Genomic DNA, 25,793 nt, shown 5'->3' with positions numbered 1-25,793 from the left:
GCCTGTTGTCATACTGTTTCACTCCGTTTCCTCACCCATTGGATGAACAGAATGTTCATACACATCTGTGTCATATACCGGATTGACCTGCTCATGCTCAGATAACTTTCACCGGCAGCCCGCTCCCGGACTGTTACCTGCGTCTCCTCCACTTTCGCGCCGCAGCGCAGCAGATAAGACACTGTATCCGGTTCCGGGCTGTAATTAACACCGTATGCAAGCTCTTTGATCAGTTTCCGGTTATACAGCCGCATGCCCGACGTCGGATCCGTGAGTGTTTTTCCGGTTGTCAGCCGGATAGCTGCTTCAATGATTGTATTCCCGATCATTCGCAGTGTCTTTGGCTTCTTTTCTGTCACAAACCGGGAACCGATCACCAGATCCGCGCCCTTTTCTTCCATAATCCGAACCATCTCCGGAATATAGGCCGGGTCGTGCTGCCCGTCAGCGTCAATCTGGATTGCCGCGTCATAACCTTTTTCATAGGCATACCGCATTCCTGTCTGGAATGCTCCGGTCAGGCCCAGATTCACCGGCAGATCCAACATTCTGAAACCATGTTCCCGGCAAATTCCTGCAGTCTGGTCTTTGGATCCGTCATTGACGATGATGTAATCAAACTGCGGAACCTTCTCCCTCAGTTCTTCGATCACCTTCACGATGCTTTCCGCTTCATTGTACGCCGGAACGATGATCAGCAGCTTCATTCCTTCAGCGGCCTCCCTTGGTTGTGAATTTCTGTCATTTCCTCATGAGATTTATGCGTTATTTCCGTATGTCACCCTGTAAATCATAAAAGTACTCCAGCTGTACACTTTCTCAATCCGGACTTTTTCTGTGGAAAACCGCTCAAGTTCCTGATTGGAAAGCATATATGAAACATCTAATATATGCATATCATCGATGTCCAGATACAATCTGAACTGGTCATCTGTTGCCCCCGATAAAAAGCTGCTTTTCTCATCCTCCACCAGATTTGTCGTAATCTGCGCCGCAAACCGGTTATAATAATATTCATTTTCACGCTCCGGATCCAGCTGATACCATAATGCAAGATTGGGATAATTATTCGCGCAATTAATCGTTGGCGCTCCTGCCATCAGGGGCACCATAGCGTATGGATAATTCAGGTTCTCCACCAGCCATTTACCTTCCGGATCTTCCTCCACAATCTTCCGGATTTCGGAAATCAGGGTATTCTTTTCTATTTCATCTGCCCTGACCTGTACCGGATTTACCGTCCCTCCGGCAAACAGCGAAACAATAATCATCAGCGTGGCAAACAGACTGCGTCCCTTCTCATTCTTCCCGGCATATACTGCAGCAAAAACCAGCAGCAGTGATCCCGCAAAGATCCCCGCATAGAGCAGTTCATGTCCGGATACATAATTGTATTTATGCAATCCTTCATTAATCAGCCATGCAATCAAAGCAGATACCGGCAATGCAATGTACCACTTGATCCGCTTCTCCGTCTGCATCATGGATACAGCCCTGAACAGGAGAATCACCTGGACCAGATCCAGAATCGGCGCAATCCGGTAACTCATGGTCATATCCATCAATGTAATCTTACGAAGCCATATCGGTACATCTGCAAATGTAAACAGCGCCAATATCCCACTCACAATCATCATCAGAATAAAGAGGAGATCTGCTTTCCTTCTGCGAATCATCGCATAGATACCAAGCAGAATTCCAAGTGGGAAGAAAGTAAGCATACCTGCTGTCTCACAGACATTGGAATTTCCTACAAACGCATTGGTATACGGTGAAAGGATATTGGCCAGACATGAAAACAGATATCCGGTTTTCAAGAGCGGATTAACCCTTGTTGTTCCCGGGTATACTGTATTCGTCATATCATGAATTGCCGAAGCAGAGCGTAAATAAATAACCGCTAAAGCTGCTCCGAACAGCAGAATCGTTCCGCCGATAATCGGAAAGTCAACCTTCAGTCTTAACCGGATGCCTTTCCTGTTATCAATAATTACCCACACGATTAGGCCAAGAAGCATATAAGCCAATGGCACCATCCACGCAGGATAGAGTGTCAGCGTATAGTTCCCCAGGAGTATAAAAACAACAAACGCCGATAAAAGCTTAATCTTAATAGACTGGCTTGTCAGGTATTTTTTTGCCGCCAGCGTCAGTCCGAAGCAACTCACCAACAATTCAGTAATAGGCGTGATAAACCACCACTGTACCAGGGGAGAAAGGACAATTGTCACTGCAAAAGCAAAAGATAACTTCCTGTTCCCTGACATCATCATAAACATGTCGTAGGAAAGCATAAACAACAAAATAAATCTGCAGCACCAGGAATATGACAGGCCATAGGTAAATCCCAGCAGAAGATAGCCCCATATAAATGGATGAAAGACCGCGCTGAAGTCCCACGTTGCCTTTGCTGTTGTAACCACAGTCTCTGTCGGCGCTGCTCTCAGGATATGGGAATACAACGGGTAATTTTCAAAGGAAAGGGCTTTCATCATTGGTGTTCCTCTGGCCCACTCATCAGAACGGATGGCCCTGGACACACCGAACGCTACTCCATTATAAGTATATTCACCTATAAATGTATTCCACTGATGCAGTGAAGAACCGTTCAGTTGAAGCGCCACTGCAATGACCAGCACAATCGCAGCAATTGCCCAACGCCATTTATGCAGTTTGTCAAACAAATTAAACCCGAATTTTACTGCCATAATTTTACTGCCAAACATAACCGCAAACAGAATAACTGCAACCAGCCAGTTTGGCCGCAATGCAAATCTCAGGATATCATCCAATCCTCTCGCTTCGCCCAGGCGATAGTATACATTCACAAAAGAACAGATAATGACTGAAAGAATTGCATACCGCACGACATCTTCTATAGCTTTGGCACCATTTCCCCATTTTTTATCAGTCAGACATAGAGCGGCAATCGCAAACAACACGAAAAAAACGACCGCTAATACTGCTGCACGCTTCTTATAAAACGCTCCGGGTATATTTCCGGTAATCTTTATCTTTGCGTCACAATCAATCGAGTTCAGCGGTACCCTGCCGTTTATATCCACCCGCAGATTATAGTACCGTCCTTCCGGCAGCGGGAGTATTATCTCCTCATCACCGGCATTTGCCGTAATTTTGATCGTTTCGTTTTCGTTGAATCCGTTTCCTGTATCATAAAACAGCTGAATGAAACAGTTTTCTTCCAGTTCTTTGCCGAATCGTACTGTTACATTAGCCGTCTCGCGCTCTCCCGTCTGTACGGTTACAATCTGAGGATCCTCATTTTCAGGAATCAGATATCCGTCTTCATAGTGGCAGTTGACTAGTGTGGATGTATTTCCGGGGAACATCTGAAGCACGGCATTTTTTGTTTCTTCTGTTTGTTCACGATCCAGAACATGATCCATTACAAGCTCTGACCCGACCGCGCATATCACGGCAAGCAGAAAAGCCGTAACCAGAACAACCCATCTCTTCAGCTTCATCTGTTCTTGTCCTCCCTGTCGGCTTTATATGCAAAATCCTCGGTAATCAACGTCAGATTCGGATTATAATAGGGATCTCCCTCTTTCAGTTCTTTACCCCATTTATCCATAAATCGGTCGATCTCGCCTTTGAAGCGTATCTGCTTTTCCGCGTTGTCTTCCTGTCCGCGGCTTTTGCTCTCATAGTGATACAGCTCCGCGTACGGCGTCCATACGATCAGATACCCGGCCGTCCGGATCTTCATACACAAATCCACATCATTAAACGCCACCGCAAAGCCTTCGTCCAGTCCGCCGACTTCCTCCCAGACCTTCCGTGGGATCAGCACACAGGCAGCAGTCACACCGGAAAGGTTTTGTGCAATAGCCAGCCGGCTGGCATAGCCGTATTCTCCGCGGGCAAAGTACTTATGGGAATGCCCGGCCACGCCTCCGATTCCGAGAATAACGCCCGCATGCTGTATCGTATCATCCGGATAATACAGCATAGCTCCGGCAGCTCCGACATCCGGCCTCTGCGCAAACATCAGCATCTGCTCAATCCAGTCCGGTGTGATGATTTCAATGTCGTTGTTCAGAAGCAAAAGATAATCGCCCGCGGCATGCTGTGCCCCAAAGTTGTTAATTGCAGAATAATTGAATTCCTTTTCCCACCGGATCACACGGATTCTCTCATCCTGCTCTATTTCCCGGTAATAGTCAAAGGTACGCTGTTTTGTGCTGTTGTTTTCCACCACGATGATTTCCAGGTTTGTCCAGGTGGATTTTCCCCGGATCGATTTGAGGCATTTGTCCAGATCGTCAATATGATCTTTGTTCGGAATAATAATGCTGATCAGCGGATTTCCTTTGATCTCATACTGCACTTTGTATGTGGAGGGTATCCGCGCGTTCTCCACACTGCCTTTCAGCCCGATTCTTTCCAGGTGCGCTGTAATTGCGGCACGGGCCGCGTCCATTGTATACGGCTTTGCCGCAATGTCCGACGCGGTGGAATCCTTGTGGCTGCGCCAATAATACAGGATCTTCGGAATATGGACAATGTGCTTTGCCTTCTCCGTCAGCCGCAGGATGATGTCATAATCCTGGCTTCCGTCGTATTCTTTACGGAAGCCTCCGCCTGCCTTCTCCAGCAGTTCCCGGCTGAACACAGTGAAGTGACAGATATAATTGTAGCTCCGCAGCGTATCCGGTGAATAATCCGGTTTATAATGCGGCCAGTAAGCATCCTCAGGTGTCTCATGGAACGTGTTCTCGTCGGAATACAGGAAATCCGCATGCTGATTGCAGATTGCCTGCATATACTCATAAAGGGCAGAAGGGTGAAGCAGGTCGTCGTGATCGAAGAGCCCGATATAATCTCCTGTCGCCATTTCCAGGCAGGCATTTGTATTTTCACTGATGCCCCGGTTATCATCCAGCTTACGGTATTTGATCCGTTTTTCCCTGCGGGCCAGTTTTTTACAGATCGTTCCGACATACGCGTGTTCCGCGTCACTGCCGTCCGCCAGGCACAGTTCCCAGTTGCCGTAGGTTTGCTGTACTACTGAATCGATCATTACCGTCAGATATGCCTCCGGCGTATTGTACAGCGGCACCAGAATGCTGAATTTGACGTTCCTGCTGAACGTTGTCTGCTGTTCTGCCCGGTATTGATCATCTTTCGGCCAGTATCTCAGCGTCGGATGATGCTTTTCTTCATAATGCTGCGTCCAGTTGGCTTTCGCCATACGCGGTCCGCTTCCGATCACAGTCTTTGCAAAGCGCAGGCACTGATACACATTATCATTCTTCTGCATCAACGTCCTGATTCTGATCACAGCAGACCTTGCCGGCTTTGTAATCCGCCAGAAAAATGCGTTGGAGATCTCCTGGTACTGCCGCTCATACGCGTCACGCAGTGCCTCCGCGTTCCGCAGCATGCTGTTCAGATTGCCAATATGCACGTCCTTGTCATGAATAGCCTGAATCTGCTGGCTGATTCGCGCATTCAGGGCCTGAACATCACTCTGCAGTTCAGCCACAGCTTCCTGGTTTTCATGCAGGAATCCCGTGATGTTTTCAATATGTACATCTTTTTCCCGAATTGTATGATTCAATTCCTCAATGATCTCCGCCGGACTCTCATGTGCTTTCTGATATCTGTGCAGATAATGATACTTCAGTTTCTCCCCGTGTACAAGAAACTGAAAGTGGTATTCCATCTGTTCAAAAAGAACCTGATCCCCGTCTTCGATTCCGAATTTTTTCAGGAATTGTGCAAGCGCAATGCCATCCAATAAGGATTTTTCCAGCTCATAGTGCAGATATCTCAGTGCCCTGTACCGGATAAATCCAATCGGTACCGGGAAATTGAACACCCATTCATAGTCAATACAGTACAGCCGCCCATCCTGTTCCATAAAATTCGTAAATAACGCATCGACGTTGGCCGGGCACACTGCCGGACTGCCCTTCGGAACATCTTCCCCGAACAGGGCTGTAAATGCTTCCGTTGATTCAAACCCGCACAGGCATTCCGGTTTCACTGCCAGTATTCTGTCCAGCTTGTCCGCCGTTTCACGGACAAACTGATCCAGATCAGTATATCCGTCTACCAGTTCATTTTTCAGGTCTTTTCCCTGGACAAAAGGAAACCGGATCCCGTCCTCGTCCTCTTCCATGGGCAGCACGAAAATATCCGGATACGCCTCGGCAAGAAGCTTCCGGTTTTCCTTCATACGGTGCATATGTTCTTCCGCCGCCGGTTCCCCGGCCCGCTTCACAACATACTTTTCTCCGTCCTTCTCCCGGATCTCCGTGATGATCCGGTAAGCCGGCTGCCGCAATGAATTGTATTTCGTGTACAGAACCTGTTCCATTCGTGTATTCCTGCTTTCCGCTGAATATCGGCGTCCTTACTGACAAAATACCAGAAACGAGTTTGCGAACTGGGTAAACTTCCCTTCCGCAATCAGTTCATTCATGGCTTTTTCCTCATTGAACAGATCCATCCTGTCCCGGTCATAATTCGGCGTGTTCCCCGAAACCGGATAATGCTTCGGCAGCCATTTTTCTGAGTATACTTCAAGCGGCAGCTTATAATCCGGCAGTGGATAATAAAACTGAATATCTGTGCATCCGGCTTCCTTCATCAGTTTTTCCAGCCCGTCCCGGGAAAAGGTTCTCACCCGCTCCACTCCGTCATAACCCACAATCCCGTCAAAGGGTTTTCCGGTGTGATCTTCCGTCGCTCCCGCCCAGTACTTGATTCCGTATTTATTCTCAATCGCAATAATCAGCTTACCGCCGGGCTTCAGGTAGCTTCTGGCTTTTCGCAGCATATCCCCGAAAGGATCCGGACTGTTGATATAATAAATTGAATACTCCAGCACACCGATCAGCGTTACATAATCATATTTTTCCGTAATCTCAATATCCTGGAAATTGCCGATCATGATCTCCAGATTGTCATACTCCTGATTCCGGGTCGCGTTAATCGTGGAACGTTTCAGCGACAGATCCACCGCAACCACACGATCCAGTTTGCGGCAGAAAAGCCCCGTTACCGCACCGCAGCCGGCGCCGATTTCCAGCAGGCTTTTCCCTTTCCCGAAATCATACCACTCCAGCAGGTTTTCCCGGATTGGAGACAGATGATACAGAAGTGCCCAGTCTGTCTCATCCAAAAGCACATCCTCGCGTCCGCCCTTCTGAACAATATCCAGCAGCCGGTCCTCAATTTCCCCGTCACTGTAGGTATCAGTCCCGCTGTAAAATGTCTTGTTCAGTTTGACATTCCCGATCTTCTCAATCTCTTTCAAATCCGTTTCTCCTCTGCTCCGGTTTTCGGGTTCCCATCAGCATATGAATGCTTCAAACAGTTTATTTTTCTTCCCTGATAACCATTACATCGTCGTATTCAATTTTTGATTCCATATCAAAAATTCCAACCGTATTGCGATCAGACAAGACTTCTACATCGCATACGTCATAGAGTCTGTGATATGCATGCAGTTCTCCGTCAATAAACCCTGTCAGGCCCAGCGCCAGCATATATTGTCCGCCCTGCAGCGTCATTCTCTGCGTAAACCGTACCACACCCGTCAGTCCGGCCTGGGCTTTTTCGATCGTCTGGTCCTCATACATCGTGTTCGTACCGCAAAGCTCCGAACCCTTCATATCCCGGATTGTAAAGGCGAAAATCGGATTCTCAATCTGCTCATTGAGCCTGAACCGGTACAGCACCGTAAATGTTTCTCCTTTGGTGATCATGCTGGTGATCTCACCACGCTCATTCATCAGGCCATAGTCCAGGATTTCCGCTCGCTTGTCTCCGTATTCCTGCACTCCCGGATTCTGTGTCATGCTGGTTTTCCAGATTTTATCCCGCGGCCATTTTTCAACAGTCCCGGCCTCCGGGACATCTGAATCCGCGTTTCCGGCTACCGTCTGGCTCAGCTTCCGTTCCTCCTGATAGTTCTCCACCATCAGTTTACGGTACAGATCCACCACGTCTTTGCAGTTACCTACGGCGACCTGCTCTCCCCGGTTCAGCAGCATACAGCGGTCACAGTATTTGATAATACTGCTCAGGTCATGGGAAACAAACAGGATCGTCTTTCCTGCCTTCCGGAATTCATCAAACTTATGATAACACTTGGTCTGGAAGAAGATGTCGCCCACACTTAACGCTTCATCCACGATCAGGATATCCGGATCCACGTTAATCGCAACAGCAAAAGCCAGCCGGGCAAACATACCGCTGGAGTAATTTTTCACCGGCTGCCGGATAAAATCGCCGATCCCCGCAAATTCTTCAATCAACGGGACCCGTTTTTCCATTTCCTCTTCCGTAAACCCCATAATCCGGCCGTTCAGATAAATGTTCTCCATGCCGGTATAATTGGGGTTAAATCCGGCCCCCAGTTCCAGCAGGGAACTGACATGACCTTCAAGGTGTACTTCTCCCCCGCTGGGATTCAGCACACCGGTAATAATCTTCAGCAGTGTACTTTTGCCGCTGCCATTCGTTCCGATGATACCGACGCATTCCCCTTTATATACGGTCAGGTTGACATCCTTCAGCGCCGTAAAATTCTTATGATAACTTTTTCGCGTCAGGGAAACTGCTTCCCGGAAGCGGTCAAATTCTTTTGCATACGTATGATAGTTTTTCGAAATATGACTGATTTCAATGGCAACGTTCTGCTCCACGGTTTGCTCCTCCTCCCTGTCACATGACATCCGCGAAGTGGAAACTCAGACGTCGGAACAGTTTCCGCCCGCCCAGATCCAGCGCTAATGTCAGGATCCAGAACCCCGCCATTTGTACCGGATGATTCCAGAACCATAAATCTCCCATGAAGCATTCCCGATACCCTGCTACAAGGTAATACAGCGGATTTGCTTTAAAAAAGATCCAGTATTCTGGTCCTAAAATCCCAATATCCCACATGATCGGACAAGTCCAGATTCCGACCATCAGAATCAGCTCCATCGCAACAGACAGGTCTTTGAAGAAAGGCTGGATTGCGCTGATAATCCGGGTTACTGCCAGGATAAAACAGAAAGCTGCAAAATAATAATACGGCAGCTGGATCATGAAGATCTTGATCGGCAGCCCCCATATCACGTACAGTACCATCATCAGGAAAATGAAGATGGTGTGCGAAATAAAATTGGCAGCAACTTTCACATCCGGCAGTATGGAAATACTGAACTTTATATTCTTCACCAGATACGAATATTCCGTCAGCGTATTTGTACCGGCAGACAGGCTGTCAGAGAAAACAAACCATACCAGCAGTCCCGGCAGCATCCACAGCGCGTAAGGATACATCCCCCCCACCGGACCGGCCCGGCCTATCACAGAAAATACAAAAATATAGACCGCCGACATCAGTATCGGACGGAAAAATGCCCAGAAAATCCCCAACTGGGAGCTGGCATACCGGCTTTGAAAATCATTTTTAGCCAGCGGCCAGATCAGCCGCCACCGGGCAGGAAGCACGCGAAGAAAAGTCAGTAAATTCATTGTATATTCATCATCTCCCGAATTTACACTATACCTATTGAATCATACCATATATCACAGTTGTTCTCAACCCGTCAAAAATCCGGAACATATAGCATATCTGCCAAAAAACAAACAAGCGGGGTCTTTTCAGACCCCGCTGCTGATATCAGAAGACTGCCCGTTTCTGCCAATCAAAAGCAACTGTTTTGTTTTATTCCTTCAACAGGCTTTTCTCCTTCATGTATTTCTTCGCGTCCCTGATAAAGCTCCAGATCATCAGGATCATAATAATCCCGATCGGGAACGCGCTGATAATGCTGACGCTCTGTATATTGTTCATGGAGCTTTCCGAGAACACCAGTGCAATCGGCAGCACAATCAGCAGCACACACCACAGCAGGATAATCAGCGTATGGGGTTTTTCCTTTCCCTCCAGCTTCTTGTAGCTGTAGCATGCCGCTGTGTAGGCAATTGAATCAAAGCTCGTCGCATAGAAGGCAATCATACAGAGCAGGATCCAGATAAGTATGATATCGCTTCCCGGCATGGTCCGGATAATATTCATTATCAGTTCATACAGATCACCGTTAGCCTGATACTGGGCAATAAAATCCTGCGCGCCCGCCACCTGAAGTCCCAGGCTGTGGTTTCCAAGGACAATAAAGGAACTGATGGTACTTCCAACGCCGAAGACATATCCTCCCATGATCGTCTGCTTTACGGTTCTGCCCCTGGAAATGTTGCCGATAAAGAACGGAGCCGCAATGCACCATACCATCCAGTATGCCCAGTAGTAAATTGTCCAGTCCTGCGGGAAGTTGTTAGTCCTGCCCGGATCCACGTAGGTGCTCAGTCCGATAAAGTTCTGAACCATCTTGCCCAGGGATTCAACACCGTTTTCAATAATGAACCGGCCCTGTCCGCCAATCAGGAGGAAAACAATCTGCAAACCGAAGAACAGATAGATACAAAGCTTGGCCAGGAAGCTGATTCCCTTGAAGCCGTGCAAAACTGCATAAGTGTAAACAGCACAGGTAATCAGCAGGATAATGATGGTGACCGCCGTACGGGAAATCGTAACACCAAAAAGCGTCACAATAATTTCTGCCATCAGGGGTGTAGCCACGGAAAAAGTGGTTGCTGTTCCGGCAAGCAGGGCAAACAAAGCAAACAGGTCAATCACACGGCCAAGCAGCCCATGCGCATGCTTTTCACCGATCACCGGCATACAGGCTTCAGAATAACGCTGCTTGTCCCGTTTCCGGCAATGCAGCATAAATCCGAAAGCTACAGCAAGCACAAGATAGAAAGACCAGGGGATAAAACTCCAGTGGAACAGCGGAAACACGCCCGCCCATTCCGTGATTGATCCGCCCATCTCGGCAATATGCGGATTCGTGGCATACATGACCCACTCGGCAAAGGAATAAAACAGGATATCTGCCGCCAGGCCGCAGGTGAACATCATCGAACCCCATGTAAAGAAATTATACTTCGGCTTCTCATTAGGTTCACCGAGTACGATATCACCGTATTTGGAAAAAGACAGGAAAACAGAAATAATCAGAACACCGATTCCGATGATCAGGTAATAGCTTCCCAGCGTGTCTCCGAAGAAAAAACGCACCTGGCTGATCACTCCGTTTGCCTGCTCCGGGAAGATAAAAAGATAAGCTGCAAGCCCCATGATCAGGATAAAGGGTACCAGGGTTATCAACCAGTCTATTCTGCTTTTGTCTGCCGTCTTGGGTCTTTGGTTCATTGGTCAGTTCCTCCTCATCATCCGGTTTTGCCGGTTGTATTGCAATAGTATCCAGGCCGTTTCAATGCCATGATTATGGTTTTCCGCCCATTTGTTCAATCAGTTCCTTTGCATATCTGTAAAAGTCTTTGGCATACCGGTACTGGCGAAGCGAATATTCTCCGAATTCCACCCCCAGCTTGCGCTTGTACTCGCACCAGTTCGACCACAGAAGTCCACATACAGCGATATAGCAGTAGATCTTCGCCCTGGTTGCATCCGGACAGTTTTGATTGAAGTAGATATCAATCAGCCGGTCGCATTGCTGTTTGTCATAAAGACTGTATATACAGAACATTGCAATGTCCACGTGCGGATCCTGCATACCGGAATACTCCCAGTCGGTCAACTGCAGCTGCTCCTCCTCTGAGCCTTCCGGTGTATAGAACAGGAAATTATCCGGTACAGCGTCGATATGGGTAAGACACCAGTCCTTCTCCTGCTGATCGATATACAACCGAAGGGATAAAGCATTTTCCTTGGTTTTCGCATAATCCCTGTAAACGGATGGATTTCCTTCCCACAGGCTTTCATAGAACTCAATCTGGCCGAAAATATCAAAACTGTGCGGAACTGTCAGCTTCATCTCATGGAACTGACGCAGTTTCTCCATGCACCTGTTGAGATCAGGTATGCTCTCACTGTCACACGCCCGGATTCCCTCCAGATACCTAGTAATCTTGTATCCGTTTTCCGGATTGATATACACAGGATCGTCGCACAGGCCCAGTCCGCTGATCGTTCTGAAAACCTCCGCCTCCTGTTTCCTGTTGATCAGCTGATCCGTTCCTTCCCCGGGAATACGCATAATATACTTTGCGCCGGACACTGTAAACAGGAAAGAGCGGTTTGTCATTCCCTTTTTCAGTACTGTAATCTCTTTGATGTCCTGTTCCCCGCAGTTCAATGTCTGAGCAATCGTCCTGATCGCGTCAGATTTCAGCTGATTGGAATGGGAATCCAGTTCCCGAAGCTGCTCATACGTGTTAATCTCAACCGCGTCAGGCCCGTGAACAACCCGTGCCCGGATGAACATCCGGTCTTTTTCATACAATGCTGCTTCCCAGAAAAATTCATCATGTTTTCCTTCTGAGATCATCTCCTCAATTCGGGCACATACCACAGCTGCATCCTCATCCAGCAGATAGGAAATTCCGATCATACCGTTTCCCGGCTCATCTTCCGGTACAGTAACGAGTTCAGTCTTCCGGTTAACTCTGACTGTGCTTTCATTATCAATGAGATCGCTGACCATATACCACGAATACAGTTCATTTTTCCGGAAGGGATTTCTGTCGCACCAGATGTCGCAGGGAATGATATAGGTATTGGAAAGCCGGTCAAGCACAAGGCCAAGGGATCGGATATTATTGGCTGATGCAAAGTCCGGATTATACACAAGCTCAACACCATATTCATCAATCAGGTATTCAAAAGAATCCTTCATGAATCCCACAACTACGGTAATGTCCTGCACTCCCACTTCCTTCAGCTGTCTGATTGTTCTCTCAATCAGTTTTTCCCCGTTCACTTCCAGAAAGGCCTTGGGCGTTGAAAGATTAATGGGTACCATCCTCATACCAAAACCGGCAGCAAGAATAATGGCATTGCGTGGAGCACAGGCCTTAAACATTTCTTCCGCCTTCTCTGTCAGCTGTGCCTCCTCATTCAGGTATCCATATGCCATCAGGCTGCGAAGCGACCGGTTCACGACACCCAGGCTGTGCCCAGATGTTTCAGCAAGAATTCTCTGGTTCACAAACGGTTCATCATATAAAGCGGACAAGACATCCGATTCCTGTATCGATAATTGTTCTTTCTTTTTGCCTTTTCTGTCTTTCACGAACATCCCCCTTTCATCATTTCGTGAACATCATACTAAAAAAATGCGTTTTTGTCTATTTGTGCCTTCATCCGCAAACAGAAAAAACGCAAAATGTACAGACAATGTAGCCTGCGCTCTTATCACCCGTCCGTAGTATTATTCTTGGATCTGACCCGTTATTCTGCTTTCAATCCTGCCTCCGCCACATATCTGGCTACCGCATCCCGCCAGTCCGGCAACGGCATAAATCCTGCTTTCTCAAGCTTGGACTTGTCAAGCCGACTATTGAAAGGTCTGGCTGCCACAGACAGCCCGTATTCTGCTGTACTGACCCGGCCGACCTTCACGTCCATACCGGCTGCGTGATAAGCTTCCTCTGCCAGATCGGCCCAGGAAATATACTCTCCGGACTTGGATTCAGCATTCGTCGCATGGTAATATCCATACTTCTCCGTTTCAATCATATCCACCAACAGTCTGGCCAGATCCCTGGTATAAGTCGGCGTACCGATCTGATCGTCCACAACACGAACCTGTGGATGAGTTTTGCCTACATTAATCATCGTCTTAATGAAGTTCTTGCCATTCAGTCCGAAGACCCAGGCAATACGGACGATAAAGAACTTTTTCAAAATACCGGAAACCGCCAGTTCGCCGTCCAGTTTGCTCTGCCCATAGACATTCAGCGGTGCATAACACTTGTCATCCGGTTCCCACGGGCGCTCCCCCTGGCCGTCAAACACATAATCAGTCGAGATATAGAGCATCTTTGCGTCAATGGCTTTAGCCGCCTCTGCAATATTCTGCGTACCTTCAGCATTAATCCTGTGGACAATCGGCTGATTTGCAGGATCTTCTGCTCCATCCACATTTGTCCATGCCGCGCAATGAATCACAGCATCCGGTTTGATTTCCGTCATTACCTTTTCTACTGCTTCCCGATCCGTAATATCCAGCTGAACATACTGTGCCTTTGTTACAGCCGATCCGTCATTCACACCGCTGTAGACCAGCTGGATATCAGATCCGATCCCTTCGTGTCCTTTCAATACTAACGCATTCATCACATCATGTCCGAGCTGTCCACCTACGCCAGTCACAAAAATCTTCATGTCTTTTTCCCCCGGTTCTGCACCGGCCTCCTGTTTTTTATATGGTATATAATGCATACTCTTTGTGAGCATATGCTTCTTATACAGTGTATCTCAAGCGTTACAGTTATCAGTCCATGACTGTATCTTCTATCCTGTAAATGCCATATCCATTTACTTGCCGGACAAATGAAAACCCTGCCGCTTCAATTTTAGCTTTTCTTGCTTCATCACTATTGTTCGTCACCAGATATTGATAACCGTAAGACATCATATTCCGTGCAACAATGTCCATATCCCCCTGCGATGAAGCGAGATTCTCATACGTTTCCTTAGCCTGAGGTGAATTTGCTCCTTCAAAGACAACGTCACGGGAATACATTGAATGGATTTTTCCTGAATACTGCCGAAGATATTGGCTTAACGAACTGTCCGTTACCACATACGGCTGCTCGTTTATTTCCAGAAGCGCTTCTCCCACTTTTACGACTGAATCCGGCAGTTTGTCCGGATTGGTTGCCTCTGCAAAATGAGTGTTCCAAAGGCTAAAGACAATAGACCCGCCAAAAACAAACACTGCAACCGCTATTCCGACAGCCACAATCCTGACGACATTATTTTTTGTCCATTCAACAGCATATGCCGGAATCATGGCGCACGCCGGAACCACTGGCAGGATCCATAACAACCGCCAGTATCCATATGCACTGAACTTGTTCCAGAACTCGTACATCAGAGGATTGAGAATCACTGCAGAAATAATTACAGCAGGAACAAAGAAGAGTTTTCTCTTTCCTTTACAGCATATCAAGCCTGCCAGAACCGCTATCCCCATGATAATGAGATACCAGTTCCCATTGAATGTCATGCTGACTTCTTCTATCATCCCGATCACCCCTTAAGACAATAGTAAGTCAATGCGAAAGCAAGCGATGGGATCACTGATACAATAAAGAAAGGAATCCGCTTCCAGTTTTGATATGCCAGAATATTATACACTCCATACACTCCGATCAGAATCAGTGTAATACTGATCCCCATACCGGACATTAGACAGCCTGCCAGTCCAACCAGTGCAATGTATATCCAGTCCCGTGTTCTGTTCTTTTTGTTAACACTGATAAAGAAATAGAACAGCAAGGGGATAATAACCGCCGCAACAGATGCTTTTCCCTGCCAGATCCGTATCAGAGAGAATGTTCCCTGTGTGTATACCGAACCACCGTAAAAATATTGGATCAGCGCCGCAAACAGAACAAAAGTCAGTCGGGCTTCTGATTTTTGCAGTAGTTCTGAGGCTATCAGATAATAAATTCCATATACCAGAATAATCTCTACCGTTGGATAAATAGTATGTGCAACAATGGAGACACGGGTAAAAAGAACACGTGACAGTATTGCAAACAGCATCGGCCAGGGGGATACCACGTCCCGCATTTCAGCAAATTTTCCGAGCAATTCACCTGTATGATAACTTCTCGTCATCATATCACCGGTTTCTATCGCATCATTCGCTTCGGCCAGCCATCGGGCATCATCTTCATCCAAGTGCATCCCAAAGAAATAGATACCCGCCTGCGACAGAATAAGAAGTATGGAAGCCACAAGAAAAACGAGAGCAATCGGGGATAATTTGTGTATAGTCAGTTTAATTCTTTTGATTTTTCTGATTCCTAGTCCGAAGAGAACAATAACAACACCGCAGAACGTCCAGAACAGAACACTGAATTCCCAACGAAGCAGAATCATTGATACAGCAAGTACCTGAAGAGCCGCAAAAAGCAGCATCTGTCCCGTTATCCATGATTTCAGGAGTCCCGTCCATCTTATTTCTTTTTCTCCGATGATATTCAACCCCGCAACAATCACGATCAATTGCAGAATTGCATACCCCAGAAATGGCAAAACAGCTTCTCTCATTAATTATCCTCACAGGCCAGAATGATTATAATCAGTTACCAACCTCACTAAACCCTATTGTAGCAACTCGGCTTCTCGTATCACTACTCGTTTTATCCACAGCGCACGTTCTCGTTTATCCTTACTTCCTGGTGTTGCGTCCGGAAAATTAATCTCAATAGAGATCACATCATTAGAAATGATAGATTTGGGAATAATCAGAATTTTTTCTTCCGGTTCAGTTGCGACATAATCAGCAATCTGTTCTTTATTGGCAAAAACCGTAACATGTTGCTCCCCACTATTAATATATCGATAAGAGAAGACAAATTCAAGATCGGAATCTGCATGAACATCATACAGCTTCATCGTCACATTCTTGCTGTTTGTCCAATGATCATTGCTGATACCACTGATTGCATATTCTCCCATATTTCCATCTGAACCAAAAGTTATCTCTTCTCCAAGCGAATAGTTTTTAATACATAATTGTTTATCCTCTTCAAAAGGATAATCGCTCACATCTATTAGGATACTTTTTAGCGCAAGACATGTTATACGTCCATCAATACCGGTTCCTGCTTTCAGAGAACTAAGTGCATCCGGCAGTTTGAATGTAATATTCAGAATTCCCTCTTTTACAGACTCTTTGGGAATAATAAAATCCTTTTTTTCTGCCTTTTGAGCTATATAGCTCGCAATCAACTGATCTCCAGCATAAATATATACTCTCTGCGGCTTTTTCGATACAGCCACATAATCGAAAGACAACGCCAGATCCTTTTCCACAAGCCCCAGATCAAACTGCAATTTGACCTCATTATCACTCGTCCAGACATAAGACGATTCCGGATATGAAAAGCCTTTGACAAAATACCTTTTAGCAGTTGAACCGCCTGCTTCTCCAAAGTAAAGAATTGTTCCAAGATTATAGGTTATATCATTATTCTGATATTCATAATCATGCCCCGTAGCATAATAACTGCTGGCATCATATGCTTTTCCATGTGATGCATATTCAATCAGGTGATAAGAATTATTACTCTCTGCCCCAACATAAAAATATCGTGCACCCTCCACCTCATAATCTTCTATCCTGATAAAACCGTTTCGCAGTAGCTCTGCTATCATTCCAGATATATTCAGATAGCTCAGACTTAAATCCGAAACAGAAAAATCCTTGTTCTCATGCATCATTTTTATCATTAGCAAAGGGTTTTGCTCATAATTGGGCTTTACATATCCCTTATCGCCATGATCCGCCAGAATAATGATATTAGTATTGTCATAGACACCCTGGTCCTTTAATTGTTCTATATATTCAGACACAATACGAAGCGACCCTAACGCCTGTTGTTTCTCTGTTCCTTGTTCATGAGGAATGGAATTCATGTTTTCATCCATTGTAAATGGCCCATGTGCACCACGCAGATGAATAAAACGAAACGCCGGTTTTCCACTCACAAAAGCAAGCTTTTTTTCCCGAAGTTGTTGATAAAACTGTATATCATCTATTTTATATGCTGTTGCCTCAGAACTGCCTCCGCGCCATTGTGCCAATTCAAAACTGTACATCCAGAAAAATGGCTTTAATATATGCGGCATATATTTAAATGCAGTCATTTTCAGAACACTCTGAGAAAGACCCCATTCTGATGTGGTATGCATTCCCCCGGATGATAGATTTTCAATAGCATCCGTCTGAGTCCGATCCACATATCCATATTCTGTAAAGAAGCCTGTGTTGTATTTTCCTGTCCGCAGTTCTTTGAATAATGGGGATTCCTGAAAGCTTTCTTTTAAATATTCAGCATAAGTTCCGCCTGTATCATTTGTTTTTCCGGTCAGAATATAAGGAATTGCGTATTTTGTTCGAGTTGCTCCGCCGTTTGTATTATGATAAAACGTAAAATCCTTAAAGATTGATGTCAATTCTTCCGGATATTCCTCAAGAAGATCACACATAATTTGCGAATCAAATGCATCCAGAACAAAGACAATTGTGTTCTCATTATCTGATACTGTGTAAAGATTGTTTGTCGTTAAATAAACATTTTCAATTTCTTTTTCCGCTTTCCTGCCAGAATTTGTTACTCCCGTTATGACTAATATGACTGCTTGAATGAACAGCAAGATTACGGCAGCAATTCGCATCCAACTCCTGAACCCGATCCAGTTTCGAATCGCCCAGAAAATCGCTCCGGCAATAACTGCAAGCCAGATAACTGTATTATAGATCAGGCGTCCCGTATACTGATTCCAGTCTATTTGAGTCCCATTCAGAGACCCGTAATTGTTTGGCAGAAAAAGTGTCTGAACAAGCATCAACACAGATACTGCCATGATCGTCGCCAAAGCATAATGGTAGCCCTTTGTTGGAAGTACCATCAGCAATCCTAAAACAACAATAAATACTCCCAGGCCGATGAACACAACCGGCCACAATATTTCACTGAATGCGAACCAGAACTCTTCACTTCCTTGGTTGGAAAAGTACAGCTCTGCTGGTCCATAACCGAAGAGAGTAAAAACCATACAGAATACAGGAAAGATACTCCATGTCAGCCTTCTCAGACGCTTTTGGGGGGTCATGTTCATTCACAGCCTTTCATTGTTGTAACTATGAATTAATCTGTGTCTGTTCCTAACCGTTTGTATATGTTAATGCATCTTCTTGCTCTTCAGGAATACAAGTTTTCTCCTGTCCCACACGGCAATTCTCTTGCAGTCAAAACATGAATACCATTGTCGTTTTATCCAGTATAAGCATTCAGCCTTCGAATACTGTATCCTTTCGGTTTTCAAACCTGTACTTATTTATATTATATGAAAAATCTCTGCTTACTCTCTGGTACCCCAATCCCAATCCAGCCGCTCAATATCGTCCTCTGTCAGCTCACTTCCGATCTGAACCTCAATGATATGAAGCTCGCTGACAGCCCGGATGGCATGCTTCATGCCGGCCCGGATCACTGCCACGTCTCCCCGACTGACCGGTTTAACCTCCCCGTCCAGGATAAGCTCACCAGTTCCCTCGGTAAAAGTCCAGACTTCCATCCTGTGCTTATGCCGCTGGTATGAGATATGCTGTCCCTGTGTCAGAATCAGTTCCTTAACCAGACTGTTATTCCCGTCCTGGTGGCTTTTGTAATCAAGAACCTTGTATTCTCCCCAACCGCGACGTTCATACATCGGCCGGCTGTCCGCAACAAAAGACTTGAGCTCCGGGCTTTTTTCCTTTGTACTTACCAGAATCCCGTCCGGCGTAGCGGCGATGACCGCATCCTCAACTCCCAGCGCAATGACCGGAATACCCAGCTCATTGATCACATGCGTGTTGTTACAGGAATCTGCAACTGCGTTTCCCGTTGTCGCTTCGTCCATTGCTTCTGTCAGCGTATTCCAGGTGCCCAGATCTTTCCATGCTCCCGCAAAGCGAACCACATTGATACTTTTCTCCTTTTCCACTACAGCATAGTCAAAGGAGATCTTGGGACAATCCGCATAATGATCATATAGTTCCTGATAATCACAGGTACCGAAAATGGATTGTGCAATATCAAGTACATAGGACAGTTTAAACGCGAAAACACCGCCATTCCATAATGCGCCGGCAGCAATATACTTCTCCGCAGTTTCCATGGAAGGCTTTTCCTTGAATTCCGAAACAGCAGCGATATGACCGGAAGAACAGGGAATAATATATCCATACTTTTCACTCGGATAGGTCGGTTCTATTCCCATTAGCGTAAGACAGGCAGCGTTTTCCTTCCCGGCTTCGTCACTCAATTCCTTCAGGCATTCAAAGTAGTCAGACTCCACATAGGGATCCACAGGACAGACGATAACCGGTTCATCCTTTCCCACTCCGTTTTCCCTCAGGAATGCTGCAGCCAATGCGATTGCCGGAAAAGTATCCCTTCTCGTCGGTTCCACGCTGATCCCGACGTTCTCCCCAAGCTGCGCCCTGATCTGAGGAATCTGGTTCTCGCTCGTGGCAATCGTGACAGTAGCATCATTGTCCACTTCTTTGATCATCCGGTACATCCGCTGTGCCATGGACTCTTTTGTGCCATCTGTCTTCCTGAAGATCTTCAGGAACTGTTTGGATCGTACATTGTTGGATAATGGCCATAACCGTTTTCCGGAACCACCGCTTAAAAGAATAATATTCATAAAACCTTACCGGGTATGTTCCCGGCTTTCCTCCTTTTATCGTTCTTTACTGTTATCCTGATTGTATTCTGTATCACGTACTGTCTGGACATTCATATGACACGCCACCCAATGATCCGGTTCTGTTTCTGTCAAAACAGGTTCGCATTTCAAGCACTCATCTCCGGCAGAAGGACATCTGGCAGAAAACCGGCATACGGGTTTGGGATCAATCGGAGAAGTTACCTCTCCCGTGAGGACAATCCTTTTCATCTCATGATGGATATCCGGAACAGGAATAGCCGAAAGAAGTGCCTGTGTATAAGGATGAATCGGTCGCTCGAACAATACTTCTGAAGGTGCTTTTTCTACCATCCGACCCATATACATTACAGCAATATCATCTGCAAAATGATTCACCACGGAAAGATCATGGGTAATAAAAATATATGTCAAGTTTTCCTGTTGCTGTATATCCTTCATCAGATTCAGGATCTGAGCTTGGATTGATACATCGAGCGCAGATACCGGTTCATCACATACAATAAACTTCGGTTTCATCGCCAACGCCCGAGCTATACCAATCCGTTGTCTGCGTCCACCGTCCAGTTCATGCGGATAAGTATCATAAAGCCGCTCTGCCAGACCAACAGTATCCATCAACTCCAAAACCCGTTTTTCGCGGTCTTTCTTATCCTTGATAATACCATGCAGTTTCAAAGGCTCTGCAATCGTCTGGCTAACTGTCATTCTGGGATCCAGGGATGAAAACGGATCCTGAAAGATTATCTGCATTTTCTGACGGGTTTCTCGAAGTTCTTTTTTGCTGAGCGTAGCCAAATCGACACCGTCAAAGATCACCGTTCCAGCTGTCGGCTCAAGCAGTCGCAGAATCGTCCGTCCAATAGTGGACTTTCCGCAACCGGATTCTCCTACAATTCCCAGAGTTTTTCCACGTTCAATCTGAAACGATACATCATCCACTGCATGAAGCATTCCGTTTGAAGTGCTGAAATATTTTGTCAGATGCTGTACGTCCAGTAATATATCCCTATGGATCATCATACATTTCCCCTTACAGCCTGTCCTCATCTCTTCCGTCTTCATATAAATGACAGGCAACAAAATGCGAATCCGTTAGCCATTGTTTCCTGGGTTTTTCGCCTCTGCATTTCTCAGTCGCATAATCGCATCGATCCGCAAACGCACAGCCCATGGGAAGATTGGAAGGGTCTGGCATCAAGCCTCGGATCGGTTTAAGCCTTGCCGTTCTGTTCTGGATGTTGGGAAGAGAATTGAATAGGCCGCGGGTATATGGGTGTCTCGTTCGGTCAAACACATCCTCTAGGGTTCCATGTTCCACAATAGCTCCCGCATACATCACAGATACTTCGTCGCACATCTCTGCAATGATTCCCAGATCATGGGTAATCATCAATACGGATGTCCCCAGCTTTTCGCTCAGTCCTTTGATCATTTCAAGAACCTGTGCCTGTACAGTCACGTCCAGTGCTGTTGTCGGTTCATCAGCTATCAAGAGTACCGGATTGCATGCAAGTGCCATAGCTATTACAACACGCTGTTTCATGCCACCGGAAAACTGATGTGGATATTCATCCTTCCGGCTAGCTGGAATGCCAACCAGTTCCAACATTTCTTCTGCTTTTTTCTCTGCTTGTTTATTACTGCATTTCTGATGCAGCTTCACAGCTTCTGCGATTTGATACCCAACAGTAAAAATCGGATTCAGCGCTGTCATCGGATCCTGAAATATCATTGCAACCTTGTCGCCACGGATTTTCTGCATATCAGAATCCGTCATCGCCGAGACACTTTTTCCGTCTCTGTTTTTTCGGATAATCGCTTCTCCATCCAGCGTAATAGTCCCATCCACAATCACCCCAGTAGTCTCCGGAAGAAGATTAAGGATAGATAGCGCTGCTGTCGTTTTTCCCGCACCGGTTTCTCCAACCAGTCCGAGAGATTTGCCTTTTTCGATCCAGAGATTAATATCGTTGACTGCCTGAACTGTTTCATCTTCTGTCCGGTACTCAACAACCAATCCTCTGATTTCCAGCATCAGATTATTATATCGGCTCATTTTCACTCTCCTGTTAATTTACTATTTCTTGAGCCTTGGATCCATCGCGTCTCTCAGTCCGTCACCTATCAGATTAAAAGCGCTGATTGTTAATAGTAAAGCTATACCGGGACCAAGCACAAGATAGGCATTTCCACGGATATACGCCCGTGCCCCGGATAACATATTCCCCCAGTCCGGTGTAGGTGCCTGTATGCCCATGCCTATATAACTCAGCGTGGAAACCGACAATATACGACTTCCAATGGCCAGTGCATACTGAACAAAAATTGGAGCCATACAGTTCATCAGCAGATGCTTCAGAATAATCGTATGATCTTTTGCGCCAATGGCTTTAGCCGCTTCGATATATTCCTGTTCCCGCACAGTCAGTACTGCGGAGCGAACAATGCGGGTAAACTTGGAAATGTAAGATATTCCCAACGCCAGGCTAATATAGAAGATGTTTGGTTTGAACGCACTCATGATAGCTATTGCCAGAAGCAATCCCGGAATTGCCAGCAGAACATCTGTACAACGCATGATTATATTATCCAGTTTTCCACCATAATACCCGCAAACAGCCCCGAGAACCCCTCCAACAAGAAGGGCAAAAGTAGTGGCTGCAAGTCCGACGATCAATGAAGCCCTTGCACCGTACACTATCCGGCAAAGCATATCCCGGCCCATTTCGTCCGTTCCAAGCCAGTGTTCAGCAGACGGTTTCTGAAGCCGAGCCGGCACATTGATCTGACAGGCATCCTTTTCATAATTCCAGATAAGATCCGCCAGACAGGCCAATAACACAATAATTGTCAGCACAACCAATGCGGCCATCGCAATCCGGTTTTTACGAAACCGTCTCCATATCTGCCTGGCCTGGCTTTCCTTCTTCTTTCTGATTCTTTCCCTTGCCATGATTATTTCCCTTCAGATACTGAGCTTTTATTCTCGGATCAATGAATCCATACAGCAAATCCACCAGAAGATTGATGATACTGACCATCACAGATACAAAAACGATACATCCTATTACCGTAGGAGTATCATGCAGTTTTATACTGTCGATCATTAATCGACCAACGCCAGGAATAGCAAAAACCGTTTCGATTGCAACAGATCCTCCGACTAACATGCTGAAATCCAGTCCGGCTACCGTAATGGACGGAAGTACTGCGTTTCTAAGTGCATGTTTATAGGTTGCACTGAAATGGCTCACGCCCTTTGCCCGCGCAGTCCGTATATAATCTGAGCTTAGAACCTCCAGCATCGAAGATCGTTGGGTTCTGACAATACTGGCCAATAGATAAAACCCCTGCGTAGCAGTCGGAAGGATGTAGCTCTTCCACGTACCGTCAAAAGCAGATGGCAGTGACCTCCATTCAAGTGCGAACAACAGAATCAGCATGGTGCCTACCCAAAAGGTCGGAGCAGATACACCAATCATCGCAAACACACTGATAAGGTAATCCACTATAGTGTTTCTGCGTACTGCGGCAATTACCCCGAAAGGAATGGAAATTACAAGCGCCACCATCATTGCGCCGAGACTTAACTTGGCTGTATAGGGAACTGCTGCAAACAATCGTTCAGAAACCGGATTGCCGGTATACCAGGACATACCAAAATTCCCATGAACCAGATTCCACAGGTATCGCCCGAACTGAACAAAAAAAGGATCACTGATTCCCAGTTCTGCACGTGTTTCCACAATCAACTCCGGTGTTGCATCTCCTCCCAACAACAGTGCCACCGGATCACCAGGCGTCAGATACATGATCAGATACACGATAAAAATTACTGCTACCGTAACCGGAATCATATACACAATTCTCTTGAATGAATATCGTAACATCGCGGTATCCTCAAACAAACAGCCCCGGGATCATTCGATTACGGACAATCCCGGGACGTGTATGCTTTACGCATTATTTTTCATAACGGATTGTATTATACCAGTAAGTCGTTTCTACGTTTATGTTCACACCAATAATACCGGTTCTCGCCAACGCATAAAGATTACTGTTGAACATTCCAATCCAGGGACAATCATCACAAAGAATCGTATTGATCTGATGATAGATCTCTGCTCGTTCCTCTTCATTCAGTGTTGCCTTTGCTTTTTCCATCAGTTCATCCACCGTACTGTTGGTGTAATGAGCATAGTTCTTCGCGCCGATACCGGATGCCTGGAACTGGCGACCGACAAACAGCTCAGGATCATTATAGAATGCAGTATAGTCAAACGCCATATCGTATTCATTATTACTCATTACTTCAGTCAGAATAGTGTTGTCTATCCGGGTATAACTCATGTTAATGCCCACCATTCCGAGATATGCCTGCACCACCTGTGCAATCCGTTCTTCCGCGTCAGTCTTTACACAAGCCTTGATTTCTTGTCCTGCATATCCTGAAGCCGTAACCAGCGCAGCAGCTTTTTCCATGTCGTAAGTATAAGGATCATCTTTTGCGCCATAAACCGTTGGTGCCCAGACATTGGACCAGACTTTTCCGTAACCATTGTAGCCAACTTCCAGACAGTCAGAGCGATTAATCGCCCATGCCACTGCCTGCCTGAGCTGTTTGTTGGTGAAAGGTCCTTTCTCACAGTTCAGGGCAATATAGTAAATTGTGGAGGATTCATGTTCCAAAACTTCGACATTCGGGTCAATCAAGCAATCTGCCATCGCAGCCGTGTCGAAATTAACATTCACATCGGCCTCTCCGGTCTGTACCATAATAGTACGGGTGGTTGCCTCGGGTATGATACGGAAAATCAGTTTGTCATTCTGTGCTGCGTCATCCGGATCAAAATAATTGTCATTTTTCAGCAACACACACTGGTTTCCGATATCCCGGTTTCCGAGAATATATCGGCCTGTTGCGCCATTCTTGATTACTTCATCCCAGTCACACTCTCCTGCTTCAGCTTTTTCAATCCATGCCTGTGAAAGAATCGTGCAAGCAGAGTTAGAAAGAGCGGTCAGCAGGGATCCGTAAACCGTTGACGTAGTTATACGGAGGGTTTCATCATCTATCTTTTCAAACTTTTCGACAGGTCCGAGCAGTGTCTTCCCGGAAGAGGATTTTTCTTTCGCACGTTCGAGACTGTAGATCACGTCTTCTACTTTCAGAATCGAACCATCATGAAACTGAACACCCTGCGCAATTTTAAATTCCCAGGTGTAATCATCCACCTGAGTATAGGATTGCGCTAGAACAGGAACGGGATTGAAATAATCGTCTGTTTCGTACAGTCGTGAAACCATGTTCTTCAGGACGTTTTTGTTGTTGGTATCCGTTGATGCAGTCGGATCAAAACCAATCACATCAGAGGACTGAACTATCGTGATGGTTCCGTTCCATCCCTCCGCACATGCGGCAGCTGTCAACACAAACAAAAGAATCATTACCAGGGCAACCGTTCTTGTCAGGGTCTTCATGCTCTTCTCTTCC

The 25,793-nt window shown here is 46.1% G+C and carries 18 protein-coding genes; all 18 read right to left on the bottom strand.

Going from position 1 to position 25,793, the window contains the following annotated elements; genetic code table 11:
* Positions 1-8: 8 nt before the first annotated feature.
* The 18 genes from JYE49_RS12720 to JYE49_RS12635 all read right to left on the bottom strand — a co-directional run bounded on the left by JYE49_RS12720 (position 9) and on the right by JYE49_RS12635 (position 25,780).
* Complete coding sequence (locus JYE49_RS12720; protein ID WP_093957890.1) at positions 9-707, bottom strand: glycosyltransferase family 2 protein; 699 nt, start codon at positions 705-707, stop codon at positions 9-11.
* Positions 708-758: 51 nt separating this feature from the next.
* Complete coding sequence (locus tag JYE49_RS12715; RefSeq protein WP_093957889.1) at positions 759-3,485, bottom strand: DUF7657 domain-containing protein; 2,727 nt, start codon at positions 3,483-3,485, stop codon at positions 759-761.
* Entirely contained in the window at positions 3,482-6,346 is a 2,865-nt protein-coding gene (locus JYE49_RS12710; RefSeq protein WP_093957888.1) for a glycosyltransferase family 2 protein, read from the bottom strand. Before JYE49_RS12710 ends, JYE49_RS12715 begins: the two co-directional genes overlap by 4 nt.
* A 36-nt stretch (positions 6,347-6,382) precedes the next feature.
* Entirely contained in the window at positions 6,383-7,288 is a 906-nt protein-coding gene (locus JYE49_RS12705; protein ID WP_283399431.1) for a class I SAM-dependent methyltransferase, read from the bottom strand.
* A 61-nt stretch (positions 7,289-7,349) separates the two neighbouring features.
* On the bottom strand, positions 7,350-8,681 hold the full coding sequence (locus tag JYE49_RS12700; RefSeq protein WP_093957887.1) for an ABC transporter ATP-binding protein: 1,332 nt from the start codon (positions 8,679-8,681) through the stop codon (positions 7,350-7,352).
* Between the two features lie 19 nt (positions 8,682-8,700).
* Positions 8,701-9,501 carry an ABC transporter permease gene (locus tag JYE49_RS12695; RefSeq protein WP_093957886.1) on the bottom strand — a complete coding sequence of 267 codons (801 nt, stop codon included), beginning with the start codon at positions 9,499-9,501 and terminating at the stop codon, positions 8,701-8,703.
* 193 nt (positions 9,502-9,694) lie between these two features.
* Positions 9,695-11,245, bottom strand: a complete 1,551-nt coding sequence (locus JYE49_RS12690) for a BCCT family transporter (RefSeq protein WP_093957885.1) — start codon at positions 11,243-11,245, stop codon at positions 9,695-9,697.
* 73 nt (positions 11,246-11,318) lie between these two features.
* Positions 11,319-13,070, bottom strand: coding sequence for an NTP transferase domain-containing protein (locus tag JYE49_RS12685; protein ID WP_369413333.1), 1,752 nt, complete (start codon positions 13,068-13,070; stop codon positions 11,319-11,321).
* A gap of 215 nt (positions 13,071-13,285) precedes the next feature.
* The gene (gene rfbD, locus JYE49_RS12680; RefSeq protein ID WP_093957883.1) at positions 13,286-14,221 is read right to left on the bottom strand and encodes a dTDP-4-dehydrorhamnose reductase; all 936 of its coding nucleotides are present in this window, start codon (positions 14,219-14,221) and stop codon (positions 13,286-13,288) included.
* Between the two features lie 109 nt (positions 14,222-14,330).
* Positions 14,331-15,086: a glycosyltransferase family protein gene (locus JYE49_RS12675; RefSeq protein WP_093957882.1), complete on the bottom strand. Its 756-nt coding sequence runs from the start codon at positions 15,084-15,086 to the stop codon at positions 14,331-14,333.
* 5 nt (positions 15,087-15,091) lie between these two features.
* Positions 15,092-16,120 carry a DUF6077 domain-containing protein gene (locus tag JYE49_RS12670; protein ID WP_093957881.1) on the bottom strand — a complete coding sequence of 343 codons (1,029 nt, stop codon included), beginning with the start codon at positions 16,118-16,120 and terminating at the stop codon, positions 15,092-15,094.
* A 54-nt stretch (positions 16,121-16,174) separates the two neighbouring features.
* Positions 16,175-18,634, bottom strand: a complete 2,460-nt coding sequence (locus JYE49_RS12665) for a sulfatase-like hydrolase/transferase (protein WP_179217383.1) — start codon at positions 18,632-18,634, stop codon at positions 16,175-16,177.
* A 306-nt stretch (positions 18,635-18,940) separates the two neighbouring features.
* On the bottom strand, positions 18,941-20,275 hold the full coding sequence (locus tag JYE49_RS12660) for a sugar phosphate nucleotidyltransferase (protein WP_093957879.1): 1,335 nt from the start codon (positions 20,273-20,275) through the stop codon (positions 18,941-18,943).
* Between the two features lie 36 nt (positions 20,276-20,311).
* Positions 20,312-21,319 carry an ABC transporter ATP-binding protein gene (locus JYE49_RS12655; protein ID WP_283399430.1) on the bottom strand — a complete coding sequence of 336 codons (1,008 nt, stop codon included), beginning with the start codon at positions 21,317-21,319 and terminating at the stop codon, positions 20,312-20,314.
* A gap of 10 nt (positions 21,320-21,329) precedes the next feature.
* The gene (locus tag JYE49_RS12650) at positions 21,330-22,355 is read right to left on the bottom strand and encodes an ABC transporter ATP-binding protein (protein WP_093957877.1); all 1,026 of its coding nucleotides are present in this window, start codon (positions 22,353-22,355) and stop codon (positions 21,330-21,332) included.
* 21 nt (positions 22,356-22,376) lie between these two features.
* The gene (locus JYE49_RS12645) at positions 22,377-23,252 is read right to left on the bottom strand and encodes an ABC transporter permease (RefSeq protein WP_093957876.1); all 876 of its coding nucleotides are present in this window, start codon (positions 23,250-23,252) and stop codon (positions 22,377-22,379) included.
* The gene (locus JYE49_RS12640) at positions 23,185-24,189 is read right to left on the bottom strand and encodes an ABC transporter permease (RefSeq protein WP_093957875.1); all 1,005 of its coding nucleotides are present in this window, start codon (positions 24,187-24,189) and stop codon (positions 23,185-23,187) included. The genes JYE49_RS12645 and JYE49_RS12640 overlap by 68 nt, the downstream gene beginning before the upstream one ends.
* Positions 24,190-24,262: 73 nt before the next feature.
* Positions 24,263-25,780 (bottom strand): ABC transporter substrate-binding protein, encoded by a 1,518-nt coding sequence (locus tag JYE49_RS12635; RefSeq protein WP_093957874.1) that lies wholly within the window; start codon positions 25,778-25,780, stop codon positions 24,263-24,265.
* Positions 25,781-25,793 lie beyond the last annotated feature (13 nt).

The sequence above is a fragment of the Aristaeella hokkaidonensis genome, from assembly GCF_018128945.1.
Classification (GTDB): domain Bacteria; phylum Bacillota; class Clostridia; order Christensenellales; family Aristaeellaceae; genus Aristaeella; species Aristaeella hokkaidonensis.
This window is presented reverse-complemented; position numbering and strand designations above follow the sequence as displayed.

Bases quoted from the DNA above. Each gene is read 5' to 3' on its own strand.
- JYE49_RS12720 (WP_093957890.1), bottom strand. From the start codon at position 707: ATGAAGCTGCTGATCATCGTTCCGGCGTACAATGAAGCGGAAAGCATC.
- JYE49_RS12715 (WP_093957889.1), bottom strand. From the start codon at position 3,485: ATGAAGCTGAAGAGATGGGTTGTTCTGGTTACGGCTTTTCTGCTTGCC.
- JYE49_RS12710 (WP_093957888.1), bottom strand. From the start codon at position 6,346: ATGGAACAGGTTCTGTACACGAAATACAATTCATTGCGGCAGCCGGCT.
- JYE49_RS12695 (WP_093957886.1), bottom strand. From the start codon at position 9,501: ATGAATTTACTGACTTTTCTTCGCGTGCTTCCTGCCCGGTGGCGGCTG.
- JYE49_RS12690 (WP_093957885.1), bottom strand. From the start codon at position 11,245: ATGAACCAAAGACCCAAGACGGCAGACAAAAGCAGAATAGACTGGTTG.
- rfbD (WP_093957883.1), bottom strand. From the start codon at position 14,221: ATGAAGATTTTTGTGACTGGCGTAGGTGGACAGCTCGGACATGATGTG.
- JYE49_RS12675 (WP_093957882.1), bottom strand. From the start codon at position 15,086: ATGATAGAAGAAGTCAGCATGACATTCAATGGGAACTGGTATCTCATT.
- JYE49_RS12670 (WP_093957881.1), bottom strand. From the start codon at position 16,120: ATGAGAGAAGCTGTTTTGCCATTTCTGGGGTATGCAATTCTGCAATTG.
- JYE49_RS12665 (WP_179217383.1), bottom strand. From the start codon at position 18,634: ATGGTTTTTACTCTCTTCGGTTATGGACCAGCAGAGCTGTACTTTTCC.
- JYE49_RS12660 (WP_093957879.1), bottom strand. From the start codon at position 20,275: ATGAATATTATTCTTTTAAGCGGTGGTTCCGGAAAACGGTTATGGCCA.
- JYE49_RS12655 (WP_283399430.1), bottom strand. From the start codon at position 21,319: ATGATGATCCATAGGGATATATTACTGGACGTACAGCATCTGACAAAA.
- JYE49_RS12650 (WP_093957877.1), bottom strand. From the start codon at position 22,355: ATGAGCCGATATAATAATCTGATGCTGGAAATCAGAGGATTGGTTGTT.
- JYE49_RS12645 (WP_093957876.1), bottom strand. From the start codon at position 23,252: ATGGCAAGGGAAAGAATCAGAAAGAAGAAGGAAAGCCAGGCCAGGCAG.
- JYE49_RS12640 (WP_093957875.1), bottom strand. From the start codon at position 24,189: ATGTTACGATATTCATTCAAGAGAATTGTGTATATGATTCCGGTTACG.
- JYE49_RS12635 (WP_093957874.1), bottom strand. From the start codon at position 25,780: ATGAAGACCCTGACAAGAACGGTTGCCCTGGTAATGATTCTTTTGTTT.